The 25242-nt window shown below is 68.4% G+C and carries 23 protein-coding genes; 14 read left to right on the forward strand and 9 right to left on the reverse strand.

From position 1 onward, the window contains the following. Nucleotide 1: 1 nt before the first annotated feature. Both QRN21_RS12420 and QRN21_RS12425 read right to left on the reverse strand, forming a co-directional pair. On the reverse strand, nt 2-1672 hold the full coding sequence (locus QRN21_RS12420; protein ID WP_285364254.1) for a phospho-sugar mutase: 1671 nt from the start codon (nt 1670-1672) through the stop codon (nt 2-4). After that, nucleotides 1669-2502 (reverse strand): purine-nucleoside phosphorylase, encoded by an 834-nt coding sequence (locus QRN21_RS12425; RefSeq protein WP_285364255.1) that lies wholly within the window; start codon nt 2500-2502, stop codon nt 1669-1671. The genes QRN21_RS12420 and QRN21_RS12425 overlap by 4 nt, the downstream gene beginning before the upstream one ends. A 48-nt stretch (nt 2503-2550) precedes the next feature. Between QRN21_RS12425 and QRN21_RS12430 the strand changes: the two genes are divergently transcribed. Next, a complete protein-coding gene (locus QRN21_RS12430) occupies nt 2551-4005 on the forward strand; it encodes an NAD(P)H-quinone dehydrogenase (protein WP_171821928.1) in 1455 nt (484 codons plus the stop codon). Nucleotides 4006-4077: 72 nt separating this feature from the next. On the opposite strand, the gene QRN21_RS12435 is transcribed toward QRN21_RS12430, so the two are convergent. Beyond that, nucleotides 4078-5844, reverse strand: a complete 1767-nt coding sequence (locus QRN21_RS12435; RefSeq protein WP_056280083.1) for an acetyl/propionyl/methylcrotonyl-CoA carboxylase subunit alpha — start codon at nt 5842-5844, stop codon at nt 4078-4080. A 78-nt stretch (nt 5845-5922) separates the two neighbouring features. Continuing rightward, nucleotides 5923-6561 carry a Maf family protein gene (locus QRN21_RS12440; protein WP_053099183.1) on the reverse strand — a complete coding sequence of 213 codons (639 nt, stop codon included), beginning with the start codon at nt 6559-6561 and terminating at the stop codon, nt 5923-5925. A gap of 23 nt (nt 6562-6584) precedes the next feature. On the opposite strand from QRN21_RS12440, the gene QRN21_RS12445 reads away from it, so the two are divergent. The 5 genes from QRN21_RS12445 to QRN21_RS12465 all read left to right on the forward strand — a co-directional run bounded on the left by QRN21_RS12445 (nt 6585) and on the right by QRN21_RS12465 (nt 12241). Beyond that, complete coding sequence (locus QRN21_RS12445) at nt 6585-7814, forward strand: class I SAM-dependent RNA methyltransferase (RefSeq protein ID WP_285364256.1); 1230 nt, start codon at nt 6585-6587, stop codon at nt 7812-7814. A 40-nt stretch (nt 7815-7854) separates the two neighbouring features. Further along, complete coding sequence (locus QRN21_RS12450) at nt 7855-8517, forward strand: response regulator transcription factor (protein WP_053096978.1); 663 nt, start codon at nt 7855-7857, stop codon at nt 8515-8517. After that, complete coding sequence (locus QRN21_RS12455; RefSeq protein ID WP_056280093.1) at nt 8507-9736, forward strand: sensor histidine kinase; 1230 nt, start codon at nt 8507-8509, stop codon at nt 9734-9736. The genes QRN21_RS12450 and QRN21_RS12455 overlap by 11 nt, the downstream gene beginning before the upstream one ends. After that, a complete protein-coding gene (locus tag QRN21_RS12460) occupies nt 9733-10743 on the forward strand; it encodes a hypothetical protein (RefSeq protein ID WP_053096976.1) in 1011 nt (336 codons plus the stop codon). Before QRN21_RS12455 ends, QRN21_RS12460 begins: the two co-directional genes overlap by 4 nt. Before the next feature lie 298 nt (nt 10744-11041). Further along, nucleotides 11042-12241 carry an ROK family transcriptional regulator gene (locus tag QRN21_RS12465; protein ID WP_053096975.1) on the forward strand — a complete coding sequence of 400 codons (1200 nt, stop codon included), beginning with the start codon at nt 11042-11044 and terminating at the stop codon, nt 12239-12241. A 198-nt stretch (nt 12242-12439) separates the two neighbouring features. On the opposite strand, the gene QRN21_RS12470 is transcribed toward QRN21_RS12465, so the two are convergent. The 4 genes from QRN21_RS12470 to QRN21_RS12485 all read right to left on the reverse strand — a co-directional run bounded on the left by QRN21_RS12470 (nt 12440) and on the right by QRN21_RS12485 (nt 16115). Further along, nucleotides 12440-12673 (reverse strand): acyl-CoA carboxylase subunit epsilon, encoded by a 234-nt coding sequence (locus tag QRN21_RS12470; protein WP_308418038.1) that lies wholly within the window; start codon nt 12671-12673, stop codon nt 12440-12442. Then, nucleotides 12670-14259, reverse strand: coding sequence for an acyl-CoA carboxylase subunit beta (locus QRN21_RS12475; RefSeq protein WP_372984169.1), 1590 nt, complete (start codon nt 14257-14259; stop codon nt 12670-12672). Before QRN21_RS12475 ends, QRN21_RS12470 begins: the two co-directional genes overlap by 4 nt. Before the next feature lie 108 nt (nt 14260-14367). Then, entirely contained in the window at nt 14368-15342 is a 975-nt protein-coding gene (locus tag QRN21_RS12480) for a hypothetical protein (protein WP_285364257.1), read from the reverse strand. An 80-nt stretch (nt 15343-15422) separates the two neighbouring features. Further along, nucleotides 15423-16115, reverse strand: coding sequence for a phosphocholine cytidylyltransferase family protein (locus QRN21_RS12485; RefSeq protein WP_053096968.1), 693 nt, complete (start codon nt 16113-16115; stop codon nt 15423-15425). A 251-nt stretch (nt 16116-16366) separates the two neighbouring features. Between QRN21_RS12485 and QRN21_RS18035 the strand changes: the two genes are divergently transcribed. The 3 genes from QRN21_RS18035 to QRN21_RS12500 are packed head-to-tail and all read left to right on the forward strand — an operon-like array spanning nt 16367 to nt 19972. Next, nucleotides 16367-18124 (forward strand): ABC transporter ATP-binding protein, encoded by a 1758-nt coding sequence (locus tag QRN21_RS18035; protein WP_350223954.1) that lies wholly within the window; start codon nt 16367-16369, stop codon nt 18122-18124. After that, nucleotides 18100-19665, forward strand: a complete 1566-nt coding sequence (locus tag QRN21_RS12495) for a hypothetical protein (RefSeq protein ID WP_053096967.1) — start codon at nt 18100-18102, stop codon at nt 19663-19665. Before QRN21_RS18035 ends, QRN21_RS12495 begins: the two co-directional genes overlap by 25 nt. Before the next feature lie 40 nt (nt 19666-19705). Then, nucleotides 19706-19972 carry a DUF3039 domain-containing protein gene (locus QRN21_RS12500; protein WP_053096965.1) on the forward strand — a complete coding sequence of 89 codons (267 nt, stop codon included), beginning with the start codon at nt 19706-19708 and terminating at the stop codon, nt 19970-19972. A 20-nt stretch (nt 19973-19992) separates the two neighbouring features. On the opposite strand, the gene QRN21_RS12505 is transcribed toward QRN21_RS12500, so the two are convergent. Continuing rightward, nucleotides 19993-21318 (reverse strand): nicotinate phosphoribosyltransferase, encoded by a 1326-nt coding sequence (locus QRN21_RS12505; protein WP_285364258.1) that lies wholly within the window; start codon nt 21316-21318, stop codon nt 19993-19995. Nucleotides 21319-21393: 75 nt separating this feature from the next. On the opposite strand from QRN21_RS12505, the gene murI reads away from it, so the two are divergent. The 5 genes from murI to QRN21_RS12530 all read left to right on the forward strand — a co-directional run bounded on the left by murI (nt 21394) and on the right by QRN21_RS12530 (nt 25239). After that, nucleotides 21394-22227, forward strand: coding sequence for a glutamate racemase (gene murI, locus QRN21_RS12510; protein WP_053096961.1), 834 nt, complete (start codon nt 21394-21396; stop codon nt 22225-22227). Between the two features lie 45 nt (nt 22228-22272). After that, entirely contained in the window at nt 22273-23007 is a 735-nt protein-coding gene (gene rph / locus QRN21_RS12515) for a ribonuclease PH (protein WP_042536503.1), read from the forward strand. After that, nucleotides 23007-23600, forward strand: a complete 594-nt coding sequence (gene rdgB, locus QRN21_RS12520) for an RdgB/HAM1 family non-canonical purine NTP pyrophosphatase (RefSeq protein ID WP_053096959.1) — start codon at nt 23007-23009, stop codon at nt 23598-23600. Before rph ends, rdgB begins: the two co-directional genes overlap by 1 nt. Nucleotides 23601-23656: 56 nt before the next feature. Further along, the gene (locus QRN21_RS12525; RefSeq protein ID WP_285364260.1) at nt 23657-24232 is read left to right on the forward strand and encodes a dihydrofolate reductase family protein; all 576 of its coding nucleotides are present in this window, start codon (nt 23657-23659) and stop codon (nt 24230-24232) included. Nucleotides 24233-24318: 86 nt separating this feature from the next. Then, on the forward strand, nt 24319-25239 hold the full coding sequence (locus tag QRN21_RS12530; protein WP_285364261.1) for a cation diffusion facilitator family transporter: 921 nt from the start codon (nt 24319-24321) through the stop codon (nt 25237-25239). Nucleotides 25240-25242 lie beyond the last annotated feature (3 nt).

Below are 25242 nucleotides of genomic sequence, written 5' to 3' on the forward strand. Positions count from 1 at the left end.
CCTACGAGCGTTCTTCCAGGAGCAGGCGCACCGCGGCCTCGAGCTCGGCGACGGTGGCGGTGGCGCGCTCTGCGGAGTCCGCGGCCGCGTCGATGTAGACCTTGAGCTTCGGCTCGGTGCCGCTCGGACGGACGATGATGCGCGAGCCGTCCGTGAGTCGATACCGCAGCACGTCGCCCGAGGGCTGCCCTGCGTCGGCGTGCAGCAGATCCTCCGCGGAGGCGATCGCGTGGCTGCCGAAGTGCGTCGGCGGCAGCGTGCGCAGCGAGAGCATCACGGTGCCGATGACCGAGAGGTCCTGCACGCGGACCGACACCTGACCGCTGGCGAAGTGACCGTACGTGTCACCGAGCTCGGACAGCAGGTCGGCGAGAGAGCGTCCGCGCTCGTGCGCCTCGGCGGCGAGTCCGAGGATCGCGACGGTCGCCGAGATGCCGTCCTTGTCGCGCACGGTCTCGGGATTCACGAGGTAGCCGAGTGCCTCCTCGAAGCCGAAGACGATGCCGGGGGCGCGGGAGATCCATTTGAAGCCCGTGAGCGTCTCGTGGAAGTCGAGCCCGTGATGGGCGGCGACGGCGCCGAGGCCGGGCGATGAGACCAGGGAGCACGCGAGCGATGCACCCGGCGTGCCCTCGGCGGCCCTGGCGGCGCGAGCGCCCAGGAGGAGCCCGACCTCGTTGCCGGTGAGTCGCCGCCATCCGCCCTCCGACGACGCATCCGGGATCGCCACGGCGAGTCGGTCGGCATCCGGATCATTGGCGATGATGAAGTCCGCCTGCACGCGGCGGGCCCGGGCGAAGGACAGGTCCATCGCCCCCGGCTCCTCCGGGTTGGGGAATGACACGGTGCGGAACGTCGCGTCGGGTTCGAGCTGCTCTCCGACGACCATCGGCTGAGGGTATCCGGCGGCCGCGACGATCTTCGACAGCGTCTCCCAGCCGACCCCGTGCATAGCGGTGTAGACCCAGCGCAGATCGGACGCGCCCGCTGGTGCGGGAGCGACCGCCGCTGTCGCGGCGACGTACGCGTCGACCACGGCTTCGCCGGCCCTCTCATAGTCGGTGGAGCGAGGCAACGACGTGACGTCGTCCGCATCGGCGACTCGCTGGATGTGCGCGGCGATCTCGGCATCGGCGGGTGCGACGATCTGCGAGCCCTGATCCGCGCCGCCCAGATAGACCTTGTATCCGTTGTCGTTCGGCGGGTTGTGCGACGCGGTCACCATGACACCGGCATCCGCGCCCAGGTGACGCACCGCGAACGCGAGCACGGGCGTGGGCAGCAGTCTCGGCAGCAGGATCGCGCGCAGCCCTGCTCCGGCGAACAGCTCGGCGGAGTCGGTCGCGAACACGCGGGAGTTGCGGCGTCCGTCATAGCCGATCACCACGGTCGGCGTGCGGCCGTGCGACTTCTCGCGCAGGTACGAAGCGAACCCGGCGGCCGCCTGCGCGACGAGCACGCGGTTCATGCGGTTGCTGCCGGCCCCCAGGGCTCCGCGGAGACCGGCGGTGCCGAACGCGAGTCGGGTGCTGAAACGATCATCGAGGTCGGCGGCGGCCGACTCGTCGCCATCGGCTGCCCGCGTGATGACCACGGCCAGCTCGTCGCGGGTCTCGTGATCGGGGTCCTGTCTCATCCACGCGCGCGCCTGCGCGAGACGCTCGTCGTTCACAGCGCCTCGACCACTCGGGCCAGCAGCGCCGAGATGACCGGTTCGGCCTCTCGACCGGCCTCGATGACCTCAGCGTGGCTGAGCGGCGTCTTCTGGATGCCGGCGGCGAGGTTGGTGATGAGCGAGAACCCGAGGATCTCCATACCGGCCTCGCGAGCGGCGATCGCCTCGAGCGCTGTCGACATTCCCACGATGTGTCCGCCGATGTGCTTGGCCATCTGCACCTCGGCCGGCGTCTCGTAGTGCGGGCCGCGGAACTGCGTGTACACGCCCTCGTCGAGCGTGGGGTCGACGCTCCGGGCGATGTCGCGCAGACGCGTCGAATAGAGGTCGGTGAGGTCGATGAAGGTCGCGCCCTCGAGAGGGGAGTCGGCCGTGAGATTGATGTGGTCGCTGATCAGCACGGGCTGGCCGGGAGTCCACGTCTCGCGCACTCCGCCGGCGCCGTTCGTCAGCACCATGATCTTGGCGCCCGTGGCCGCGGCGGTGCGCACCGAGTGCACGACACGGCGCACGCCGTGGCCCTCGTAGTAGTGGGTGCGGGCACCGATGACGAGGACGTTCTTGCCATCGGGAGTGCGGATGCTGCGCAGGGTGCCCACGTGGCCCTCGAGAGCGGGCTTCGAGAAGCCGGTGACCTCGGTGGCGGGGATGGTCGACGTGGTCTCGCCGATGATGTCGGCGGCCTTGCCCCAGCCGCTGCCGAGGGTCAGGGCGATCTCGTGCTTCTCGACTCCGGTCAGGCGCGCGATGTCGGCGGCTGCGTCGGCTGCGACCTCGAACGGGTTCGCATTCGGGTCGTCGAGGGGGTTGCTGTGTGTTTCAGACATGGATCCACTCTAGGAAGGTGCAGGCTCCGGGGCCAGGATTGCGGAAGAATGGAGATCATGTCTTCCACCCCTTTTGAGCGCACACAGCGCGTCGCCGTCCTCGGCGGCGGTCCCGGCGGTTATGAGGCGGCCCTCGCGGCCGCTCAGCTCGGAGCCGAGGTGACCCTGGTCGAGCGTGTGGGCGTGGGCGGAGCGGCAGTGCTCACCGATGTCGTCCCCTCGAAGAGCCTGATCGCCACGGCGGATGCCGCGGTCGCGATCTCGGAGGCCTCCGACCTCGGAGTGCAGTTCTACGCCAAGGGCGAGCACGGCAAGCCGCTCAAGCCCGAGATCGCCATCAACCTCGCCGCGGTGAACAAACGTCTGATCGCGCTCGCGGGCCAGCAGTCCGAGGACATGCGCACGACGCTGCTCGAGGCCGGCGTGCGCATCCTGTCCGGCCACGGCCGTCTGGAGGGACCGACGGCGATCGTGGTCTCGACCGGGCAGAAGGGCACCGACTTCGACCGCGTCGAGGCCGACACGATCATCGTGGCGGTGGGCGCGTCGCCGCGCGAGCTGGATTCGGCCAAGCCCGACGGCAAGCGGATCCTCACGTGGACGCAGCTCTACGACATGAAGGCGCTTCCCGAGCACCTGATCGTGGTCGGCTCCGGTGTGACGGGCGCCGAGTTCGCGTCCGCCTACATGAACCTCGGCGCCAAGGTCACGCTGATCTCCAGCCGCGAGCAGGTGCTGCCGGGTGAGGACCAGGATGCCGCGCACGTGCTCGAGAAGGTCTTCAAGCGCGGGGGGATGACGGTGCTCTCCAAGGCCCGCGCCGAGAAGGTCGAGGTCACCGAGGACGGCGTGCGTGCGACGCTCTCCGACGGCCGCACGGTCGAGGGGAGTCACTGCCTCATGGCGGTCGGCTCGATCCCGAACACCGCTGGCATCGGTCTCGAAGACGCGGGAGTCGAGCTCGACGAGACCGGGCACGTGCGGGTCAACCGCGTCGCGCGCACCTCTGTGCCCAACGTCTACGCCGTCGGCGACTGCACGAACTTCTTCCCGCTCGCCTCCGTCGCGTCTATGCAGGGCCGCACGGCCGTGTTCCACGCGCTGGGCGACATCGTGATCCCTCTGGAGCTGATCAAGATCACCTCCAACATCTTCACGGCGCCCGAGATCGCCACGGTCGGCTATTCCGAGAAGGACGTCGAAGACGGCGTCGCGGACGGCCTCGTCTACAAGCTGCCCCTCGCCGCGAACCCTCGGGCCAAGATGATGGGCATCAAGGACGGTTTCGTGAAGCTGATCGCACGCAAGGGATCCGGCACCGTGATCGGCGGCGTGATCGTCGCGCCCAAGGCCTCCGAGCTGATCTACCCGATCGCGGTCGCCGTGGAGCGTCGTCTGACGGTCGACCAGGTCTCCCGCGTCTTCGCGGCATACCCGTCGCTGTCGAGCAGCATCACCGACGCGAGCAGGGCGATGCACCTCGTCAACGCGAACATCTCGTAGATCGCCCCGGCGCGGATCAGACGAGAAAGGCGCCCCGCAGCAGCGGGGCGCCTTTCTCGTGTGCGAGGGCGGTCAGCTGATCGTGAGCAGCTGGTGTCCGGCCGAGACCGTCGCACCGGCGACGGCGCCGATGTTGCCGATCGTGCCGTCCTTGTGAGCCTGCAGCGGCTGCTCCATCTTCATCGCCTCGAGGACGACGACCAGATCGCCCTTGACGACCTGCTGCCCCTCTTCGACGGCGACCTTGACGACGGTGGCCTGCATCGGCGACTTGACGGCGTCTCCCGATGCGCCGGCGCTGACCGAGGTCGCGTGGCTGCGGCGGGACGGCGGAACCGCGGCCGGTCGTCCTGCCGTGCCGGCCGCCACCGCGACGCGATCGGGAAGGCTGACCTCGAGGCGCTTGCCGCCGACCTCGACCACGACGGTGTGCCGGTTCTCGCCGGCGGAGGGCGACTCGAGCTCGCCGTCCCAGGCGGGGATGTCGTTCTCGAACTCGGTCTCGATCCAGCGGGTGAAGATGCCGAACTCGCCGTTCTCCGCGGTGAACGCGGGGTCGTTCACGACCTTGCGGTGGAACGGGAGCACGGTGGGCAGACCTGCGACCTCGAACTCCTCGAGGGCGCGGCGCGAGCGCTCCAGGGCCTCGGCGCGGTCCTTGCCGGTGACGATGATCTTCGCGAGAAGCGAGTCGAAGGCGCCCGAGACCGAGTCGCCCGCGGTGACGCCGGAGTCGAGGCGGATGCCGGGTCCGCCGAAGGTCTTGAAGACGTGGATCGGACCAGGCTGCGGGAGGAACCCTCGACCGGGGTCCTCGCCGTTGATGCGGAACTCGATCGAGTGTCCGGTCGGCTTCGGGTCGTCGTAGTCGATCGTGCCGCCGGCGGCGATGCGGAACTGCTCGCGCACCAGGTCGATGCCGGTGACCTCCTCGGAGACGGGGTGCTCGACCTGCAGACGGGTGTTGACCTCGAGGAACGAGACGGTGCCGTCGGCGCCGATCAGGAACTCGCAGGTGCCTGCGCCCACGTAGCCGACCTCCTTGAGGATGGCCTTCGACGCGGAATAGAGCAGGTCGTTCTGCTCGTCCGTGAGGAACGGCGCGGGTGCCTCCTCGACGAGCTTCTGGTGGCGGCGCTGCAGCGAGCAGTCGCGCGTCGAGATGACGACGACGTTGCCCTCGGCATCCGCCAGGCACTGGGTCTCGACGTGCCGCGGCTTGTCGAGGTACTTCTCGACGAAGCACTCGCCGCGTCCGAAGGCGGTGACCGCCTCGCGGGTGGCGGATTCGAAGAGCTCCGCGACCTCGTCGAGCTCGCGGGCGACCTTCAGGCCGCGACCGCCGCCGCCGTACGCGGCTTTGATCGCGATCGGCAGACCGAACTCCTTCGCGAAGGCGACGACCTCGTCGGCCCCGGAGACGGGTCCCGGCGTTCCGGGAGCGAGCGGCGCGCCGACCTTCTCGGCGACGTGGCGGGCGGTGACCTTGTCGCCGAGCGCCTCGATGGCGTCGGGGGAAGGCCCGATCCAGGTCATCCCCGCACCGATGACGGCGCGGGCGAATTCGGCGTTCTCGGCGAGGAAGCCGTATCCGGGGTGCACGGCGTCGGCGCCGGCGCGGCGGGCGACCGAGAGGATCTTCTCGATCTGCAGGTAGGTCTCGGCGCTCGTGGCGCCGCCGAGGGCATAGGCCTCGTCGGCGAGGCGGGTGTGCAGAGCGTCGCGGTCCTGGTCGGCGTACACGGCGACGGAGGCGATCCCCGAGTCGCGAGCGGCACGGATGATGCGGACGGCGATCTCGCCGCGGTTGGCGATGAGCACCTTGGCGATATCAGGCATGCTTGCCAGCCTAGCGAGAAGGCTCCCGTTCGCTTTGACGACTCTCCACAAGAAAGAGGCAGAAACGTCGACGAGACTCTACGACCAGAGGTCGGTCCACGTGACGCCGAGATCGGCGGCGAGGCGGCGCACGGTCGACAGCGACATCCCGACCACCGTCGACGGGTCGCCGTCGACGCGGGTGATGAAGGCGCCGCCCAGACTGTCGACCGTAAACGCACCGGCGACGAGCAGGGGCTCACCCGAGGCGACGTAGGCGGCGATCTCGGCATCCGTTACGTCATCGGCGAAGGTCACCGAAGCCTCGGCCGTGGCGGTGGCCTCGACCGGGTCGGTGCCCGGCGAGACACGGAAGACCGAGTGCCCCGAGTGCAGGATGCCGGTGGCCCCGCGCATCTCCTGCCAGCGTCTGGTCGCCTCCTCGGGCGTGTAGGGCTTGCCGTACACGCGCCCGCCTAGTTCGAACATCGAGTCTCCGCCGATCACGATGCCGTCGAACTCGCCGTCCGCAGAGAGGCGCTGCGCGACGTCCGCCGCCTTCGCCCGAGCGAGCAGGAGCACGAGGTCCGCCGGAGTCAGCTCCGCGCCCCGTTCGGCCGCGGCAGCGGCGGCGACCGCATCCTCATCCACTCCCGGCGACTGGGTCAGAGGCTCGATACCCGCCTGACGCAGCAGCATGAGGCGGGCGGGAGAGGTGGAGGCCAGGCAGACGCGCATGTTCACCACCGTATCCTCGAAGGATGACTTCCTCCCCAGTCCTGCTCGATCTGGACATCACCGGCATCGCGCACGGCGGCACGTTCATCGCCCGACACGAAGGCCGGGTCGTCTTCGTCTCCGACGCCATCCCCGGTGAGCGGGTCCGCGCGCGGCTCACCGAGGACTCCACGGGTGAGTCCAAGAGCTTCTGGCGTGCCGAGACTGTCGAGGTCCTGGACGCCTCGCCGCATCGTCGCCCCCACATCTGGGCGGAGGCCGACGTCTCCCGCGCGCCCGAGGACCGGCCGGGGGGCGCCGACCTGGGGCACATCGATCTCGCGCATCAGCGCGTGCTCAAGCGTCAGGTGCTCACCGAGGCGCTCGATCGTTTCGCCGGACCCGGTCTCGAGGCTCCCGAGATCGAGGCCGTGGACTCGACCGACGGAACCGGCTGGCGCTCCCGGGTGACCCTGCACGTCGACGACCAGGGGCGCGTCGGACCCTACGCCGCTCGCAGCCACCGGGTGATCCCGGTCAGCTCCCACCCGCTCGCGCGTCCGGCGGTCGCACAGGCGGCCCTCCGTCTCGCGGGTGGCGAGGCGGGCAGCGTCGACCTGGTCGAACCGGGCGACGGCCAGGTGCGGGTCATCCGACGAGATCGCCTCGACGAGCGACCGGCCAGGGGGCAGCACCGCCGCCCGGCGCCCGAAGTCGTCTACGAGCAGGTGGGCGATCGCCGGTTCCAGGTCGACGCCGGTGGATTCTGGCAGGTGCACCCGCGAGCCGCCTCGGTGCTCGACGGCGCCGTCTACGGCATCCTCGACGGGTACGTCGATCCGGAGGCGACGCACTTCGACCTCTACGGAGGAGTCGGGCTCTTCGCCGCATCGCTCGCAGACCTCGGTGGCACCGACATCGTCACCGTCGAGTCCAGCAGGCGGGCGACGACTCACGCGCAGCAGAACCTCGCGCCCCTCGCCGTGAATGCCGTCACAGCACGGGTCGACCGCTATCTCGCCGGTCTCCCCTCCGACACGCGAGCAGGAGCGGTCGTACTCGATCCGCCGCGTGCCGGTGCCGGACGCGCGGTGGTCGATGCACTGAACTCTCTTGCCCCCGAGGCGATCGCCTACGTCGCGTGCGACCCTGTGGCGTTGGCGCGGGACCTCGGAACCTTCCGCGAACACGGGTGGAACGTGGGGACGCTGCGCGGTTTCGACCTGTTCCCGCACTCGCATCACTTCGAGGTCGTCGCGCTGCTCACCCGGTGATCGTGATCTGCGGGGGCTGAGTACTCAGTAGGCTGGGCGGATGAGCAGGGTCGCACTCATCGACGATCACGAATCCGTCCGCCTCGGTCTCGAGGCGGCGTGCGCTCGTGACGGAGAGCAGACCGTCGTCTTCTCCGGCAGCACCGTCGTGTCCTACCTCGAGTGGAGGTCGACGACGTCGTCGCAGCCTGCCGACGTGGTGGTGCTCGACCTCACCCTGGGAGACGGCACCACGGTGACCGAGAACGTCCGGTCTCTCGTCGCCGACGGCGCGAGCGTCGTGATCCACAGCGTCGCCGATCGACCGGCGGCCGTGCGCGAGGCGCTCGCTGCCGGTGCCGCCGGCGTCGTGAGCAAATCCTCTGCGCTGGACGACGTGCTCGACGCCATCCGCACCGTCGCGCAGGGCGAAGCCCTCAACAACGTCGAGTGGGCGAGCGCTGTCGACGGGGATCGCGACTTCGCGGACGCCCAGCTGTCGACACGCGAGCGGGAGGTGCTCCGGCTGTATGCCACCGGCCTGCCGCTGAAGGCCGTGGCCGAGCGCCTCGGCGTCGCGTACTCGACCGCCAAGGAGAACATCACCCGGATCCGGGTCAAGTACGTGGAGGTCGGGCGACCGGCCCCGACGAAGGTCGACCTTCTGCGGCGAGCGATGGAGGATGGGATCGTCGCCGCAGACGGGGCGCCGAGTGGCCGCTGACCCGCTCAGCATCCGGGAGGCATGGAGCAAGATCCCTTCGCCCGGCAGCGTGGAGACCGAGTTCGAGCGCTTCACCGGCAAACGCATGGAGCGCATCCTCGCCACGGTCGTCGCGATCGGATCGGGTGTTCTCGGCGCACAGGCACTGATCGCGGGGGTCACGACGACGGGATCGGATGCCGCGCGCATCACGATGCTGCTCGTGGTCTTCGTGCCGCTGATCGTCATGCTCGTCGCGTGCGTCATCGGACGTGGCGTCAGGACCGCGTCCGGCGCGTTCGCCATCGTGTACACACTCGCGCTCGCCGCCTGGCCGAGTCTGGTCGACCCTGTGGGCAGAGCCGCCGACCAGCCGTGGATCTTCTTCCTCGTCAACGTGGGCGTCGTGGCTGCGATGCTCGCCTTCCCTCTGTGGCTGCAGTTCGTCTGGGCGGTGTGCCTGCCGTTCGTCTACGGCTATGTCCGCCTCGTCGAAGGCGATTTCTCGCGAGACTTCTGGGTGACGACGGCGTTCGACGTGTCGTTCACCCTGATCCTCGGATGCGTCATCATCGCGTTGGGATGGATGTTCCGCTCGGTCGCCGCGGGTGTCGATGAGGCCCGTGCCCGAGCCGTCGCGTCGTACGCGGGCGCAGCGGCAGCCGCCGCAGCCGAGGAGGAGCGTGCGGCGATGTCGGCGCTCATGCACGACAGCGTCCTCGCAGCGCTGATCGCCGCGGAACGGGCCGAAGGCGATCGGGCGCAGGACCTCGCCGTGGGGATGGCCCGGGAGGCTCTCACCCGCCTGGCGAACACCGAGGCCGCGGTGGCCCAGGAGGGCAGCGACGAACCGGTGGGCGCCGCTCAGATCGTCGTCGAGCTCCGTCGTGCCCTGTCCGAGCTCGGGGCGGATGCGATCGTCGAGGAACGGGGAGGGATCGGCCTGATCCCCGGGCGCGCGGCGAGAGCACTCGTGCTCGCCGCCAGACAGGCGCTCGGCAACGCGGTCACCCATGCGGGTGGGCGCGGGCTGCACATCCTCGTCGAGGGCCGCGGTGACGAGGGGATCACGGTGACGATCACGGACACCGGCCCAGGATTCGATATCGGGGCGATCGGCGCCGACCGCCTCGGGATCAGAGCGTCGATCTTCGCACGGATGGCCGGGGTGGCGGGCACCGCCGAGATCGATTCGAGAGAGTGCGGCACCACCGTGACGCTGGGCTGGGAGCGGCCATGAATCGCACGGTGCGCAGTGTCGCGACGTCACTCGCGGTGGGCTTCGCGATGTACTTCGCCGCGAGAGGGGTGTGGTGGATCGAGCAGCCCTCCGCGCCGCTGCTGATGGTCGCGGCGATCGCGCTGTACCTCGTCGTCGTCAACGTCGCGATCCTCTGGGACTCGGCGATCTCGGTGCGGATGCCGCTCTGGGCGGCGCTGCTGACGCTGGTCTCGAGCGTCCTCATTCCGATTCTCGTGACGCTGTCACTCGATCCGCTGACACGCACGGCGCCGTTCGCCACCTGGTACATCGGTGCGCTCGGTCTGATGGGCGTGGTGTGCATCGTCCGGCGCCGCTTCGTGATCGGCTGGCTGGTGGTGCTCGTCCTCGTCGCCACATCGTCGGTGTATCTGGGTGTCTTCGTGGCGCTGTCCCTCGGCCTGGTGGGCTCGCTCGTGTGGGTCGCGATCGCTCACCTCCTGGTGATCTTCTGGGACAGAGCCGTCCGCGACACCGAGCGCCTCGCCGGCATCCAGCAGGCGGTGTCCGCCTGGCACGCGACCCAGCAGGTGCGCCAGAAGGAACGTCGTCTGCGCACGCAGTTCGCGCTGGCGGTCGCGGGGCCGGTGCTCAGTCGCACCGTCGCATCGCGTGGCGCGCTGAGCGAGGAGGAGCGTCTGCAGGCGCGTCTGGCGGAAGGTCGCCTGCGCGACGAACTCCGGGGAGCCGATCTGCTCAACGATGCGGTGCGGGATGCGATCGAGGACGCGCGTCGCCGCGGTGCCGTCGTCACCGTCTTCGACGAGGGCGGCTTGGACGACGTCGATGAGGGACGACGCGCGATGATCCGCGACGAGCTCGCCCGGGTGCTGCGCGATGCGGATGCGGAGCGGTGGATCATCCGAGCGGCCAGGGATGCTCACACGGCCGTGACGGTGGTCGGCCGGGCCGGCGCCGGCGGGCAGAGCGACGACGATGCCGTCGACGTGTGGCACGAGATCCCGAGAGACGCTCCACGCCAGTGAGGCCCCTGTCCTCGGCTCTGGCCGGGGGAGGGGGTCAGAGTCGAGGTCAGACAGAGTGGGCGAGGGGCGGCGAATCCGCCAGCCCCTCGCCATGCGGACCAGTTACCCGAAAACCGTCCGCTGGTGGCCGGTCTGCGTCTATCTACCCTGGGACAGAGAGACCAGCCGAACGCGAAGCGTCTTACTCAGTCTCATGGTTAGTCAAGTCGTTGTCTGTAGGTATTTTGGGGGACACGGAATCGACGCCGGTGCGAGATGATGAGGCATGGGAATGCGTCGCGGAACCAATCTCCCCCGCATGGGTGACTTCAACCAGTCCGTCATCCTCGAGGCCATCCGCCGGTCCGGAGAGGGACTCAGCCGGATCGAGCTCGTCGATGCGACCGGCCTCTCGGCGCAGACGATCACGAACATCACCCGTCGCCTTCTCGACGAGGGGCTGATCACCGAAGCAGGGCGGACCATCAACGGGCCCGGCAAGCCGCGAGTCACGCTGCGCCTGGTCGCGGAGAGTCGTTTCTCGGTGGGGGTGCATCTCGACCCGTCGGTGATCACCTTCGTGCTGCTGAACATGTCCGGTGCGGTGATCGCACGACGAGTCGTGCGCACGCACGACCGGGACCCGCACCGCATCGTCGAGACGATGGCGCAGACGATCGATGGCCTCGTCGACGAGGCCGGCATCGATCGCGCACTCGTCGCCGGGGTCGGCGTCGCTGCCCCCGGGCCGCTCGACGCGGCGAAGGGCACGGTGGTGGACCCCCCGAAGCTCGACGGATGGCATCGGGTGCCGCTGCGTTCCGTTCTCGCAGAAGCGACGGGCTTCGAAGTCACGCTGGAGAAGGACACCACTGCCGCCGCAGTGGGGGAGCTGTGGACCGGCTCCGCGACAGCCGAGGACTCGTTCTTGTTCGTCTACCTCGGCACGGGGCTCGGGGCCGCCGCAGCGCGTGAGGGGGTTGTGGTCACAGGCAGCACCCACAACTTCGGCGAGATCGGCCACATCATGGTCGACCCAGACGGGCCGCCCTGCGCGTGCGGCTCGCGAGGATGCGTCGAAGTGGTATGCACCCCGCAGGCGATCGTCGAGCAGGCGGAGGCGGCCGGGGTGTTCCGCGATGAGCCGGACGACGGAGGTGCGCGCGGAGTGGAGGAGCGGTTCGCCCGTCTGTGCGAGCTCGCTTCCGCGGGCGAGATCCGCGCACTGGGCGTTCTGCGTCGCTCTGCCGAACATCTCGCAGTGCTGATCTCGGTGCTCACGAACATCCTCGATGTCGATCGTGTGGTGCTCGGCGGGCCGTTCTGCGCCCCTCTGTCCGAGGTCTATCTGCGCGAGATCCCAGAGCAGCTGAACCGTCGCAGTGCGACGAGGTCGGTTCGGGCCTTGCGCGTCGACAGCGCGGTGGTGGGAGAGGATGTCGGTGCCGTGGGGGCCGCCTGCGTCGTGCTCGACGCGGTGCTCACGCCTCGAGCATCCGACCTCTACCTCGAGGATTGAACGGAGCCATCAATTCGCATACCGGTATATCGGTTGAAGCGCGCTCAGTGATTACTCCAGTCGATGTATTATCGAAGAGATGCGCCGTCTGGGGTTTACAGGTGCCAGGGGCGACGGCCCCGCATCAATCGGAGGGTCGTCTGCGTGGCCCGGTAGCTGGGGGGCTCCGGGTCTCGCAGACTCTCCGATACGAGGGCGTCAGCGTGCGAAGCGGCCCCACGGGATGTCTCGTCGCAGTGCGCGTCGCAGCGGTCGCTGGGTGCGGGCCCACGCCGATACGCGAGGCTCCTCGGCCACGGCATCCGCGGCCTCCTGCGAGTAGGCGTCGCTCACCACGGCGATGAGAGCGGCGAGCTCCTCCTCGGTCGCAACGCCCCGGGTGATCTCCATCGTCGGGAGCTGGCGCTCGTCCGACGTCGCGGGCTCGGTCACAGCGGGATGTTCCCGTGCTTCTTGGGGGGCAGCTCGGCGCGCTTCCCGCGGAGGGCTCGGAGCGCCTTGGCGATCGAGACTCGGGTGTTCGCCGGTTCGATGATGCCGTCGATCTCGCCGCGTTCGGCGGCGAGGAACGGCGAGGTCACGCTGTAGGTGTACTCGTTCGCGAGCCGCGTGCGCACGGCGGCGACGTCCTCGCCGGCCTCTTCGGCACGCTTGATCTCGCCGCGGTAGAGGATGTTGACCGCACCCTGGCCGCCCATCACGGCGATCTCCGCCGTCGGCCAGGCGAGGTTGACATCGGCGCCCAGCTGCTTCGATCCCATCACGATGTAGGCGCCGCCGTAGGCCTTGCGCAGGATGACCGTGACCAGCGGCACGGTCGCTTCCGCGTAGGCGTAGATGAGCTTGGCGCCGCGGCGGATCACGCCGGTCCACTCCTGATCGGTACCGGGGAGATACCCGGGCACGTCGACGAGCGTGACGATAGGGATCGAGAACGCGTCGCAGAACCGCACGAATCGGCTGGCCTTCTCACCCGCCTCGATGTTGAGCGTTCCGGCCATCTGGGACGGCTGGTTGGCGATGATCCCGACCGAGCGCCCTTCGACCCGGCCGAAGCCGATCACGATGTTCGGCGCGAAAAGCGGCTGGACCTCGATGAAGTCTCCCGCGTCGACGACGTGCTCGATGACCGTGTGGATGTCGTACGGCTGATTGGGGGAGTCGGGGATGATCGTGTTCAGAGAGCGATCGGCATCCGTGGTCTCCCACTCGAAGCCGCTTTCGTACGCGGGGATCTCCGCCATGTTGTTGTCGGGGAGGAAGCCGAGGAGCGTGCGGGCGTAGTCGATCGCGTCGTCCTCGTCCTCGGCGAGGTAGTGCGCGACACCCGAGCGAGTGTTGTGCGTGAGGGCTCCTCCGAGCTCCTCCATGCCGACGTCCTCGCCGGTGACCGTCTTGATGACGTCCGGACCGGTCACGAACATCTGGCTGGTCTTGTCGACCATGATCACGAAGTCCGTCAGAGCGGGGCCGTAGACGGCTCCACCGGCGGCCGGGCCCATGATGATCGAGATCTGCGGGATGACCCCCGACGACCGAGTGTTCAGGCGGAAGATCTCGCCGTACTTGCTGAGGGCGAGCACGCCCTCCTGGATCCGGGCTCCGCCGGAGTCGAGGATGCCGATGATCGGCATACCGCCCGACAGCGCGAACTCCATGATCTTGATGATCTTGTCGCCGGAGACCTCGCCGAGAGATCCGCCGAAGGTGGTGAAGTCCTGCGAGTACACCGCGACCGTGCGGCCGTGGATCGTGCCCACACCCGTCACGACGGAATCGCCGTAGGGCCGGTTGCGATCCATGCCGAACGCGGTGGTGCGATGGCGCACGTACTCGTCGAACTCGACGAAGCTTCCGGGGTCGACGAGCAGTTCGATGCGCTCGCGGGCGGTCATCTTGCCCTTGGCGTGCTGCTTCTCCTGCGCGACCTTCTCGGCGTCGACAACGGCTTCGTTGTAGCGAGCGCGGAGGTCTGCGATTCTGCCGGCGGTGGTCGAGAGTTCGGGCTTGTCCGTCACGGATTCCACCCTATCGTCGCGGTGGCCCCGTCCGTTGGATGCTCGCTACAACGGGTCGTCAGATCCTTTGGCGGCTCTCGTGAACCCCGCGTGTCCCGAGGGTGGCCGTCACTCGCGGTGTTCGGCACCGAGCGTGCCCGGCAGGTCGTGGGTGCCGGCCTGCTCGATCTCGCCGACGTCCTTGTTGCGGCCACGTCCGACCGACGCGATCTTCCGTCCCGCCCAGCCGACGCCGCGGACCGCCGATCCGGCCGCTCCGGCCACGGCGCCCCCGACGAACTGGGCACCGTGCAGCATTCGCAGCTCCATCTTCTCCGCGCCGGCGACGGGCTCCAGCTCGAGCGGCATGTCCAGAGGTGCCGCTCCGAATGCGTGGTGCGACGTCGTCAGCACGCGGCGTCCGAGAATGTGGTTGCCCGCGCCTCCGACGGCCGCGCCGACGCCGAACGGCAGTGCCTTCCCGATGAACGAGGCACCGCCCTTCGCCGCGAACTGCTTCACGAACATGCTCTTCAGTCGATCCACGAGGGGGCCGACGGCAGCGCGCGGCAACGACTTCGTCACCATCTCGCCCCAGTACGACGACCTCGAGCCGCTGCGGCCGGTGGCCTCGCCTGCCAGCTGTCCGACGAGGGCCACGCCCTCCTTGCCGAGCATGAGGGTCATCACCAGCGCGCGGGCCCGGTCGGGGTTCGACACCGCGATGCCATGGACCTCTGCGACGGACTGCGCGAAGAGCGCCGTCGATTCGACGAAGCCCACCGTCTCGATTCCGGAGAGGGCGAGCGTGATGCCGGTGCCGATCCCCGGCACGACGGCGGTCGCTCCGACCGCCGCGCCGCCCGTGGTCACCGCCGCGAGATAGCGCCGCTCGAGGATGCGGATGATCTGCTCGGGCGAAGCGTGCGGGTTGCGCAGGCGGATGCTGCGGATATGCGCCAGCACGAGCGGGCGCTGAATCGCGAGAACGCGGTCCAGCCCGCGGACCATCAGCGGATGCTCGGCCGAGCCGACGGGCGGCACCCCCCTGTCCCACGCGGCGTCGTCGGGGAGGGAGTGGATCTTGTGCACCTTGGGGGCCATGGATCGATCCTAGGAAGCCAGGCCGCGAAAAAGCCGAAAGCCCGGCTCCCTTGACGGGGCCGGGCTTTCGTGGAAGGCGATCAGACGAACAGGTTCGCCCGCTCGAGGTCCTCGGCGAAGTCGACCTCGACCGCGTAGAGATCGGAGACGTCCATCGGCTCGAGGAGCAGGCCGTCTTCGGCGATCGCGAGCTCGAGGCCGCGCTCGAAGTAGTCCTGGTCTTCGACGCGCTGCAACTGGCGCATGAACGCCTTCTTGTCTGCGGAGGAGATGTAGTTGATGCCCACAGCCTCACCGAGACCGCCCTTGACGGTCTTCGACAGCTCGTTGATGAAGCCCTCGGCCGTGACCGTGTACTTCACCTCCTCGTCGCTGACTTTGGAGGTGTTCACCGTGACGAAGGACTGGTCGCGCTCGATGTACGCCGCAGCGCGGCCCAGGATCATCGGGTCGAACACCACGTCGCCGTTCATCCAGAGCACGCCCGACTTGCCGGTGGCACCGAGAGCGCGCAGCAGGCTCTTCGACGTGTTGGTCTCGTCGTAGCGCTCGTTGTGCACGTAATTGACGTTCGGGAACGCCTCGATGATGGTCTCTGCGCGGTACCCGACGACGGCGGTGATGCGGGCGTCCGATCCGAAGGCGGCGCGGATGTTGTCGTGCTGCTGGCGCATGATCGTGCGGCCGTCGCTCAACTCCGTGAGCGGCTTCGGCAGCGCGCGGCCGAGGCGTGAGCCCATGCCTGCTGCGAGGATGACGGTCTGAAGAGTCACGAGTGCTCCTAAATGAAGTATGTGTTCATGGTCGGTTCACCGACCGGACACTTCGTCGTGCCGAGAGCCATGCTAGCGATCCCGCCTGAGAACCCGCGGGGGTTGACATCGCTGTGGCCAATTCGTGATCCAGTACACACCCAACACTCAGATTCGTCCAGATCCGGAGTGAAATGTCCAACGGGCTCACGAGGTCGGCGAAATGTTGCGGTGACCCGAAGAAATCCTGCCCCCGTTGATACCGTAGGACGGTGACTGCTTCTTCCCCCGACGATCCCGCTGCTCAGGCGGTCGACGCCACGCCCGCCGCTCCGAAGAAGACTTCCGCTCGCACGACGCCTGCCAAGAAGACGAGTGGAGCCCGCGTTCCCTCCAAAGCTGCGGCGGACAAGGCCGCGGTCACCGTCGAGGTGGTCGCAGAACCGGCGCTGAAGATCGACCGGACCACCGAGAGCGGCGCTCCGCGATCGGCGGCATCGAAGAAGACCACCGCCGCTCGCACGACTGCCGCCAAGAACGCGACCCGCGACACGACCGCCCGCGCGGCTGGGGCGAAGACGTCATCGGCGCGATCCGCTGCTGCCATGACCACCGCTGCGAGGACCACAGCCGCGAAGACGGCTGCGGCGAAGACCGCTGCTGCGAAGACCTCAGCCGCGCAGGGATCCACTCCGGCAGCCAGGGCGGCCGCGGCGAAGACGGTCGCCGCCAAGGCTGCGGTGGAGAAGAGCGCGTCGGCGAAGTCCGCAGCACGCACTTCCGCGGCGAAGACCACGGCGGCCAAGGCCGCGGCCGCGAAGTCCGCTGCGGCGAAGACAGCTGCCGCGAAGGCTGCCAAGGCCAAGGCCAAGGCCAAGGCCGAGGCCGAGTCAGAGGCAGACGCCCGGGTCGAGAGCGAAGCGGCGATCGAGATCGAGATGCCGGCTCCTGCCCACGTTCAGGGAGACGAGCCTGAGGCCGCACCCGAGGGGGCGAAGACAGATCTGCCCGCTCCGGCGGAGGAGACCCCTATGAACGACGCCGCACCGGTTGTCGACGCGACGCCGGTCGACGACGCGACGCCGGTCGACGACGCCACGCCGGTCGACGACGCCACGCCGGTCGACGACGCGACGGCGGACGTCGCCGACGCCACCGCGTCTGCAGAAACGGCATCCGCCGACGAGAGCACGACATCCGAGATCTCCGAGCCGGTGTCCGATGCGGACGCGACCGAGGAGGCTGTCACCGGAGTCGAGGCGGCCTCCGGTGCGGAGGCCATCCGCATTCGGGGCCTCGTCAAGAACTTCGGGGATCACACCGCGGTCAACGGCATCGATCTGACGGTGCCTGCAGGTTCGTTCTACGGCATCGTCGGTCCCAACGGCGCCGGCAAGACGACGACCCTGTCGATCGTCGCCGGGCTGCTGCGCGCCGATGCAGGCGACATCGTGATCTGCGGCATCGATCAGTCGGCGAAGCCTCTTGCCGCGAAACGCATGATGGGTGTGCTGCCCGACCGGCTCCGCACGTTCGATCGACTCACCGGGCGGCAGCTGCTCTACTACTACGGGCTCCTGCGGGGGCTCGCCTCGGCGGTCATCGAGAAGCGCGTCGCCGATCTCGCGCGCGCATTCGATCTCGGAGAGGCGCTCAATCGCGTCGTCTCCGACTATTCGGCCGGTATGACCAAGAAGATCATGCTCGCGGGAGCCATGATCCACTCGCCGAGGGTCCTGGTGCTCGATGAGCCGTTCGAGGCCGTCGATCCGGTGTCCTCCGCGGTCATCCTCGACATTCTGCGCGCCTATGTCGCGCACGGCGGAACGGTGGTGCTCTCGAGCCACGGGATGGATCTCGTCGAGCGGGTCTGCTCGCGCGTCGCGATCATCGTCGGGGGAGAAGTGCTCGCCGAGGGCACCATCGACGAGGTCCGCGCAGGCCAGACGCTCGAAGCGCGGTTCGTCGAGCTGTCCGGTGGCATCGGCGAGGTGGAGGGGCTCGAGTGGCTGCACACGTTCTCCGACTGAGAGCCGCGCTCCTGATCGGATCGCTCCGCGGCGAACGTCGGGTACGGACGCTCATCATGCTCGCCGTCGTGGCGATTCTCACGGGTGTGGTCTGCGCGGCGATCCTCAGCCTCGACGACGCACCCGTCGCTGTCGCGCGCACGGTCATCGTCCTCGGCAGCGCGGCACTGCTCCTGGGATTCCTGGTGGGTCCCATCCTCGTGGGTGCCGTGGATCAGCTGGATCCCCGCAGATTCGCCGTGTTCGGGGTCGACGAGCGGCAGATGCCATGGATCCTCGCGCTCGCCTCACTGGTCAGCGTTCCCAGCCTGGCTCTCATCGCTGTGAACATCAGCGTGTGCATCGTGGCGATCAGGCTCGGAGCGCCGTGGTTCATCGCGGTGCTGATGAGCGTCGTCTGCCTGTTCTCGACGGTGCTTGCGGCGCGTATCGGCATGGCGGTGAACGCGCTGCTGCTGCCGGAGCGTCGATCGCGCGAGCTCACCGCCCTCTTCGCGCTGGCCGTGATCGTGATCGCATTCCCCGTGGCCGTGTTCCTCGCCTCGCTCAAGTGGGACGGGCAGGTCCCCGCCGCAGTGGGGGCACTGACGGCGACGATCGGGTTCACCCCTTTCGCCGCATCGTCGAGGTTCCTGTTCTCGTTCGCGACGGATGACGATGCCGGCAACTGGATCAGCGGGATCGTGGCCCTCCTCACCGCGGTGGTGCTCTGGGCGGTGTGGTCGTGGCTGGTTCGCAGACTGCTCACCACGACCGAGCGTCCTGTGGCCTCTCGCGAGCGCTCCGGTCTCGGCTGGTTCGGCCTGCTTCCGTCGAACGCCTTCGGTGCGATCGCGTCTCGCAGCCTCGTCTACTGGCTGCGTGACCGCCGCTACATCATGAATCTCATCGTGGTCCCGATCGCCGGCGTGCTGTCCGTCCTGCCACTCCTCGTCGCGGGCGTGCCGCTCGAGATCGCCGCTCTCGTGCCCGTTCCGGTGATGGCCCTGTTCTTCGGCTGGCTGCCGCACAACGATGTCGCCTACGACTCCACCGCACTGTGGACGCACGTGGCGAGCGGCGTGCGCGGCATCCCCGATCGTCTGGGCCGACTCGTCCCGGTGATGCTCGTGGCCGTTCCCGTGCTCGCGATCGCTGTGCCTCTCACGATGCTCTGGATCGATGACTGGCGTCTCCTTCTGCCCCTCACCGGCCTCGGGGCCAGCCTGCTGCTGTCGGCGCTCGGCTTCTCGAGCATCGTCTCTGTCATCGCGCCGTACGCCGTGTCGCGTCCCGGAGACAGCCCGTTCCAGCAGCCTCAGCGGCCGACGTCGCGTGGCGCGTACGGTCCTGCTGCGGCGTTCCTCGGAGCGATCCTCGTGAGCGTGCCGACCATCTGGCTGCTCGTGCTCACGATGCTCGAGGGATCGCAGTTCGCCCCCGCGACGTTCTGGGCCGGACTCGCGACAGGGGTGGCGCTCTTCGCGATCGGTGTCGGCGTCGGCGGGCGGATCTTCGAGCATGAGGGCGAGCGACTGATGGAGTTCGTCGAGACCGCGTGACGACCGCCCAACCGGGTGCGTCCGAGGCTAGACTCTCGGCATGAGTACTCCGCTGGACAGCCCCGATCAGGGCGGCGTGGCAACGCTTGATCGCGAACTGGAAGAACTCCTCCGCGAGGAGAATGTCGAGCCGGGCGACCACGAGCGCTTCTCCCATTACGTCAAGAAGGACAAGATCCTCGAATCGGCGATCACCGGCAAGCCGGTGCGTGCGCTGTGCGGCAAGAAGTGGACGCCGGGCCGTGATCCGGAGAAGTTCCCGATCTGCCCCACGTGCAAGGAGATCTACGAATCGATGGTCGGCTGAACTGAACCGCCTCCGCCGCGTCAGCTCGCGTCGACGTAGACGGTGGGGATCGCCGGGTCGGACTTGCTCAGGGCGAGCGCTCTGACCGGAAGCTCCTCCCGCACCCGCAGATGGTGCGCTCGGGCGGAGGCCGTTCCCTCGGGTCCTTCGAACGAGTCGTCGATCTCGCCGTTCTCGACGAAGGTCGTCTGCAGCGCCCGCCCGTCCGAATGCTCGGCCGGGGTGTCGAGTTCCTCGAATCCGTCGGAGACGACCACGGTCTCTGCCTCCGCCACCCCGTCGACGAGGGTGCGGAACGCTGCTTTGCGCCCGCCGTGAGATGCCTTGTCGGTCGACGCCTTCGCGACGCCGATCCATGCGCCGTCCGAGTCCTGCCGCGCCACGAGCTTGTAGACCATGCTCGCGGTGGGGTATCCGGATCCCGTGACCACCGACGTGCCCACGCCGTAAGCGTCGACGGGCGACGCGGCCAGCGCGGCGATCGCATACTCGTCGAGATCGCTCGTGACCGTGATGCGTGTCCCGGTCGCACCAAGCTCGTCGAGCTGCGCCCGCACCTCGGCGGCGACGATCGGCAGGTCACCCGAGTCGATCCGCACGCCGCCGAGTCCCGTACCTGCGACGCGGATGGCCGTCTCGACCCCGGCGCGGATGTCGTAGGTGTCGACGAGCAGGGTGGTGTCGGTTCCCAGAGAGTCGATCTGCGAGCGGAACGCCTCCTCTTCGGTCTCGTGCAGCAGGGTCCAGGAGTGCGCGGCCGTGCCCATGGTGGGGATACCCCAGCGTCGTCCGGCCTCGAGATTGCTCGTGGCCCGGAAACCGGCGATGTAGGCCGCTCGCGCGGCTGCGACGGCGGACTGCTCTGCGGCACGCCGAGAGCCCATCTCGGCCAGCGGACGCTCGCCCGCCGCGATGCTCATGCGGGAGGCGGCGGTGGCGACGGCGGAGTCGTGGTTGAGCACGCTGAGAGCCAGGGTCTCGAGCACGACAGCGTCGGCGAAGCTGCCCTCGACCGTGAGGATGGGGGAGCCGGGGAAGTACAGCTCGCCCTCGCGGTAGCCACGGATGGAGCCGGTGAAGCGGTAGTTCTCGAGGTAGGTCAGGGACTCGGCATCCACCACCTGGTTGTCACGCAGGAATCGCAGTTCGTCATCCTCGAAGCGGAACTGTCGCAGCAGCGTGAGGAGCCGACCGGTACCGGCGACGACTCCGAAACGTCGTCCTCCCGACAACCTGCGTGAGAACAGTTCGAACACGCTCGGTCGTGATGCGGTGCCGTCGCGCAGTGCGGCGGCGAGCATGGTCAGTTCGTAACGATCGGTCAGAAGCGCCGTGGACGTCGTCATCCGCTCAGCTTAGTGAGGGGAGCCGTCCGGGTCGCTGAGCGTGACGCGCGCCGCACGCGGGTAGGCTGGGTAGTCATGAACGACGCCCCGATCGGAATCTTCGACTCCGGTGTCGGCGGACTCACGGTGGCCCGGGCCATCCGAGCCCAGCTGCCCCGGGAATCGTTCGTCTACATCGGCGACACGGCTCACTCGCCCTATGGCCCCAAGCCGATCGCGGACGTGCGGCGCTACAGCCTCGAAGTACTCGATTCCCTGGTCGACCAGGGCGTCAAGATGCTCGTGATCGCCTGCAACACGGCATCGGCGGCCATGCTGCGCGACGCCAGAGAGCGCTACGACATTCCGGTCGTCGAGGTGATCGGCCCGGCAGTGCGACGAGCCGTGTCGACGACTCGCAACGGCCGCGTCGGGGTCATCGGCACCGTGGGGACGATCGGCTCCCGCGCCTACCAGGACATGCTCGAGGTGAACGAACGGCTCGAGGTCTTCACCGCGGCGTGCCCGCGCTTCGTCGAGTTCGTCGAGGGGGGCATCACCGGCACGCCTGAAGTGCTCGCCACCGCCGAGGAGTACCTCGCGCCGCTCCGCGAGGCGGATGTCGACACACTCGTTCTCGGCTGCACCCATTACCCCTTCCTGCGTGGCGCGATCAGCTACGTGATGGGGGAGGGGGTGACCCTCGTCTCGAGTGATGACGAGACCGCCGGGGATGTCTATCGCCAGCTCGTGCGAGGCGATCTTCTCGCGTCTCCCGACGCCACGGCCACGTACGTCTACGAGGCGACGGGGGACTCGACGACCGAGTTCACCGCCCTCGCCAACCGCCTGATGGGCCGGGAGGTGCGCGACGTGCAGCTCGTGCAGACCGGTGTCATCACGCTTCCGGAGCCTGTCCCCGGACAGTAGCCCGACCGCAGCATCCGCTTCATCCGCCTCCACCGAAGGAATCCCATGACCAGCATCGTCCGCGCCGACGGCCGTTCCACCGACCAGCTCCGCGAGATCACGATCGAGCGCGGGTGGAGCAGCCACGCCGAGGGCTCGGCTCTGATCAGCTTCGGCGGAACCAAGGTGCTGTGCACGGCATCATTCACGAATGGCGTTCCTCGCTGGCTGACCGGCAAGGGCAAGGGGTGGGTGACGGCGGAGTACTCGATGCTGCCCCGTGCGACCAACAGCCGCAACGACCGGGAGAGCGTCAAGGGGCGCATCGGCGGGCGCACGCACGAGATCTCGCGGCTGATCGGCCGTGCTCTGCGCGCAGTGGTCGACACCAAGGCGCTGGGTGAGAACACGATCGTGATCGACTGCGACGTGCTGCAGGCCGACGGAGGCACCCGCACCGCCGCGATCACCGGAGCGTACGTCGCCCTCGCAGATGCGATCGAGTGGGGACGCGAGAAGAAGTTCATCGGCAAGAACGCGACGCCGTTGCTCGACTCCGTGGCTGCGATCTCGGTCGGGATCATCGACGGCGAGCCCATGCTGGATCTGGCATATGTCGAGGACGTCCGCGCCGAGACCGACATGAACATCGTGGTCACGGGCCGCGGGCTCTTCGTCGAGGTGCAGGGCACGGCTGAAGGAGCGCCGTTCGACAAGCGCGAGCTCGACGCCCTGCTCGACCTGGGCGTCGCGGGCTGCGCCGACCTGAAGGATCACCAGCTGAAGGCGCTCGCGGGCTGATGAAGGTCGTCCTCGCCACGCACAATCCGCACAAGGTCGCGGAGTTCCAGCAGATCGTGGCATCCGCTCGCCCTGATCTCGAGATCATCGCGTATGACGGACCGGAGCCCGTCGAGGACGGCGTCACGTTCGCGGAGAACGCGCTGATCAAGGCTCGCGCCGCGTCGGCGCACACGGGACTCGCGGCGCTCGCCGACGACTCCGGCATCTGCGTCGACGTGCTGGGCGGGTCGCCCGGTGTCTTCTCGGCCTATTGGGCGGGGCAGAAGAAGGATGCCGCGGCGAACCTCGAGCTGCTGCTCGACCAGCTGCGCGACATCGCGGATCCTCACCGCGCTGCTCACTTCAACTCGACGATCGCGCTCGTGACTCCGGACGGAGCCGAGCACGTGGTCGTCGGGAACTGGCCGGGACGTCTCGCGCGCGAAGCATCCGGAGGCGGCGGATTCGGTTACGACCCCATCTTCGTCCCGGACGGACAGCCCGAGGGGGCGGAGCGCACGGTCGGCGATTTCACTGCAGGCGAGAAGCAGGCGCAGTCGCACCGTGCGCGCGCGTTCGCGGAACTGCTGCCGTTGCTCGCCGCTCTCTGAGTCGGCGGTATTCACTACGGTTGACGTACTTCATGCGTAGTGGTTACTCTGACGACATGCGAGAACTCACCTACTACGTCGGCGTCACGCTCGACGGATTCATCGCCGGCCCGGACGACGAGGTCGATTTCTTCCCCGTGACCGCTGCGTTCGCCGACGCTCTCGGCACGGAACTCCCCGACATCCAGCCTGCGCATGTGCGCGCGGCGCGGGGCGGCGCAAGCGCAGCGGTCACCCGCTTCGACACCGTCGTGATGGGGCGTCGGACCTACGAACCCGCACTGCAGGTCGGCATCACAGACCCGTACTCGCAGTTGCGGACCGTCGTGTTCAGTCGCTCGCTGGACGATCCGGGCGAAGCCAACGTCGAGATCGTGCGCACCGATCCTGTCGCGCGGGTCCGCGCGCTCAAGGCGGAACCCGGCCTCGGCATCTACCTCGCGGGTGGGGCCGGGCTCGCCGGGGTGCTCCTCGACGAGATCGATCGCCTCATCGTCAAGAAGTACCCGACGATCGCGGGGTCCGGCATCCCGATGGCGAGCCACCCCTTCGCCCCGACCCAGTTCCGTCTCGACCAGGTGCGCTCGTTCGACAACGGGTGCGTCGTGCTCGAGTACTCTCGCCAGCGCTGACGGCCCCGCGGTTACTGAGAATCATCACCATTCCCGACTGGGCTGAGTCACGCCGGCGGGTGTGCGAGCCGGTCTAGCCTGGAGACATGCACGATCATGCGCCCGCCGCGGGCGGCATCCGCTCCGCGAACCATCGCCGTCTTCTGGCGATCTCGCTGACACTGACCGCGACGATCATGGTCGTGCAGATCGTGGGTGCACTGCTGACCGGTTCTCTCGCGCTGCTGGCGGATGCGGCTCACATGTTCACAGACGCCTCGGCTCTGGTGATCGCGCTCATCGCGGCGGCCGTCGCCGCCCGACCTGCCGACGACCGCCGCACGTTCGGATACCAGCGCGCCGAGGTGTTCGGGGCGCTCATCAACGCGATCATCCTGATCCTCCTCGCCGGGTGGGTGGGGGTGGAGGCCATCGGTCGTCTGATCAACCCGGGGGAGACCGAGGTGGTCGGCGGGCTGATGCTCATCGTCGCCGTCGTGGGTCTTGTCGCGAACGCCATCTCGATGTGGCTGCTGAGCCGCGCGCAGCGCACCAGCATGAACGTCCGCGGCGCCTACCTCGAGGTGATGGGCGACCTGATCGGGTCGGCGATGGTGATCATCGCAGCGATCGTGATCGTCACGACCGGATGGATGCCCGCCGACGCGCTCGCGTCGATCATGATCGCCGTGCTCATCATCCCGCGAGCCATCGCGCTGATCCGCGAGGTGTTCTCGGTGCTCTCCGAATCAGCGCCCCAGGGCACTGCGGTCAGCGAGATCCGACAGCACCTCCTCGACTACGACGGAGTCGTCGGCGTGCATGACGTGCACGTCTGGCAGCTCACTCGCGGTGCTCCGGTGTTCAGTGCGCACGTCAGCGTCGACCCGGCTCTCCTCGCCGATGGACGTTCGGCGAAGCTGCTGAGCGACCTCCAGTCGTGTCTGTCGCACCACTTCGACGTCGCTCACTCGACCTTCCAGATCGAGCCCGCGGAGCAGTCCGACTGCCAACCGCACCACGCCTGACGG

The sequence above is a fragment of the Microbacterium sp. LMC-P-041 genome (assembly GCF_030209555.1).
Classification (GTDB): domain Bacteria; phylum Actinomycetota; class Actinomycetes; order Actinomycetales; family Microbacteriaceae; genus Microbacterium.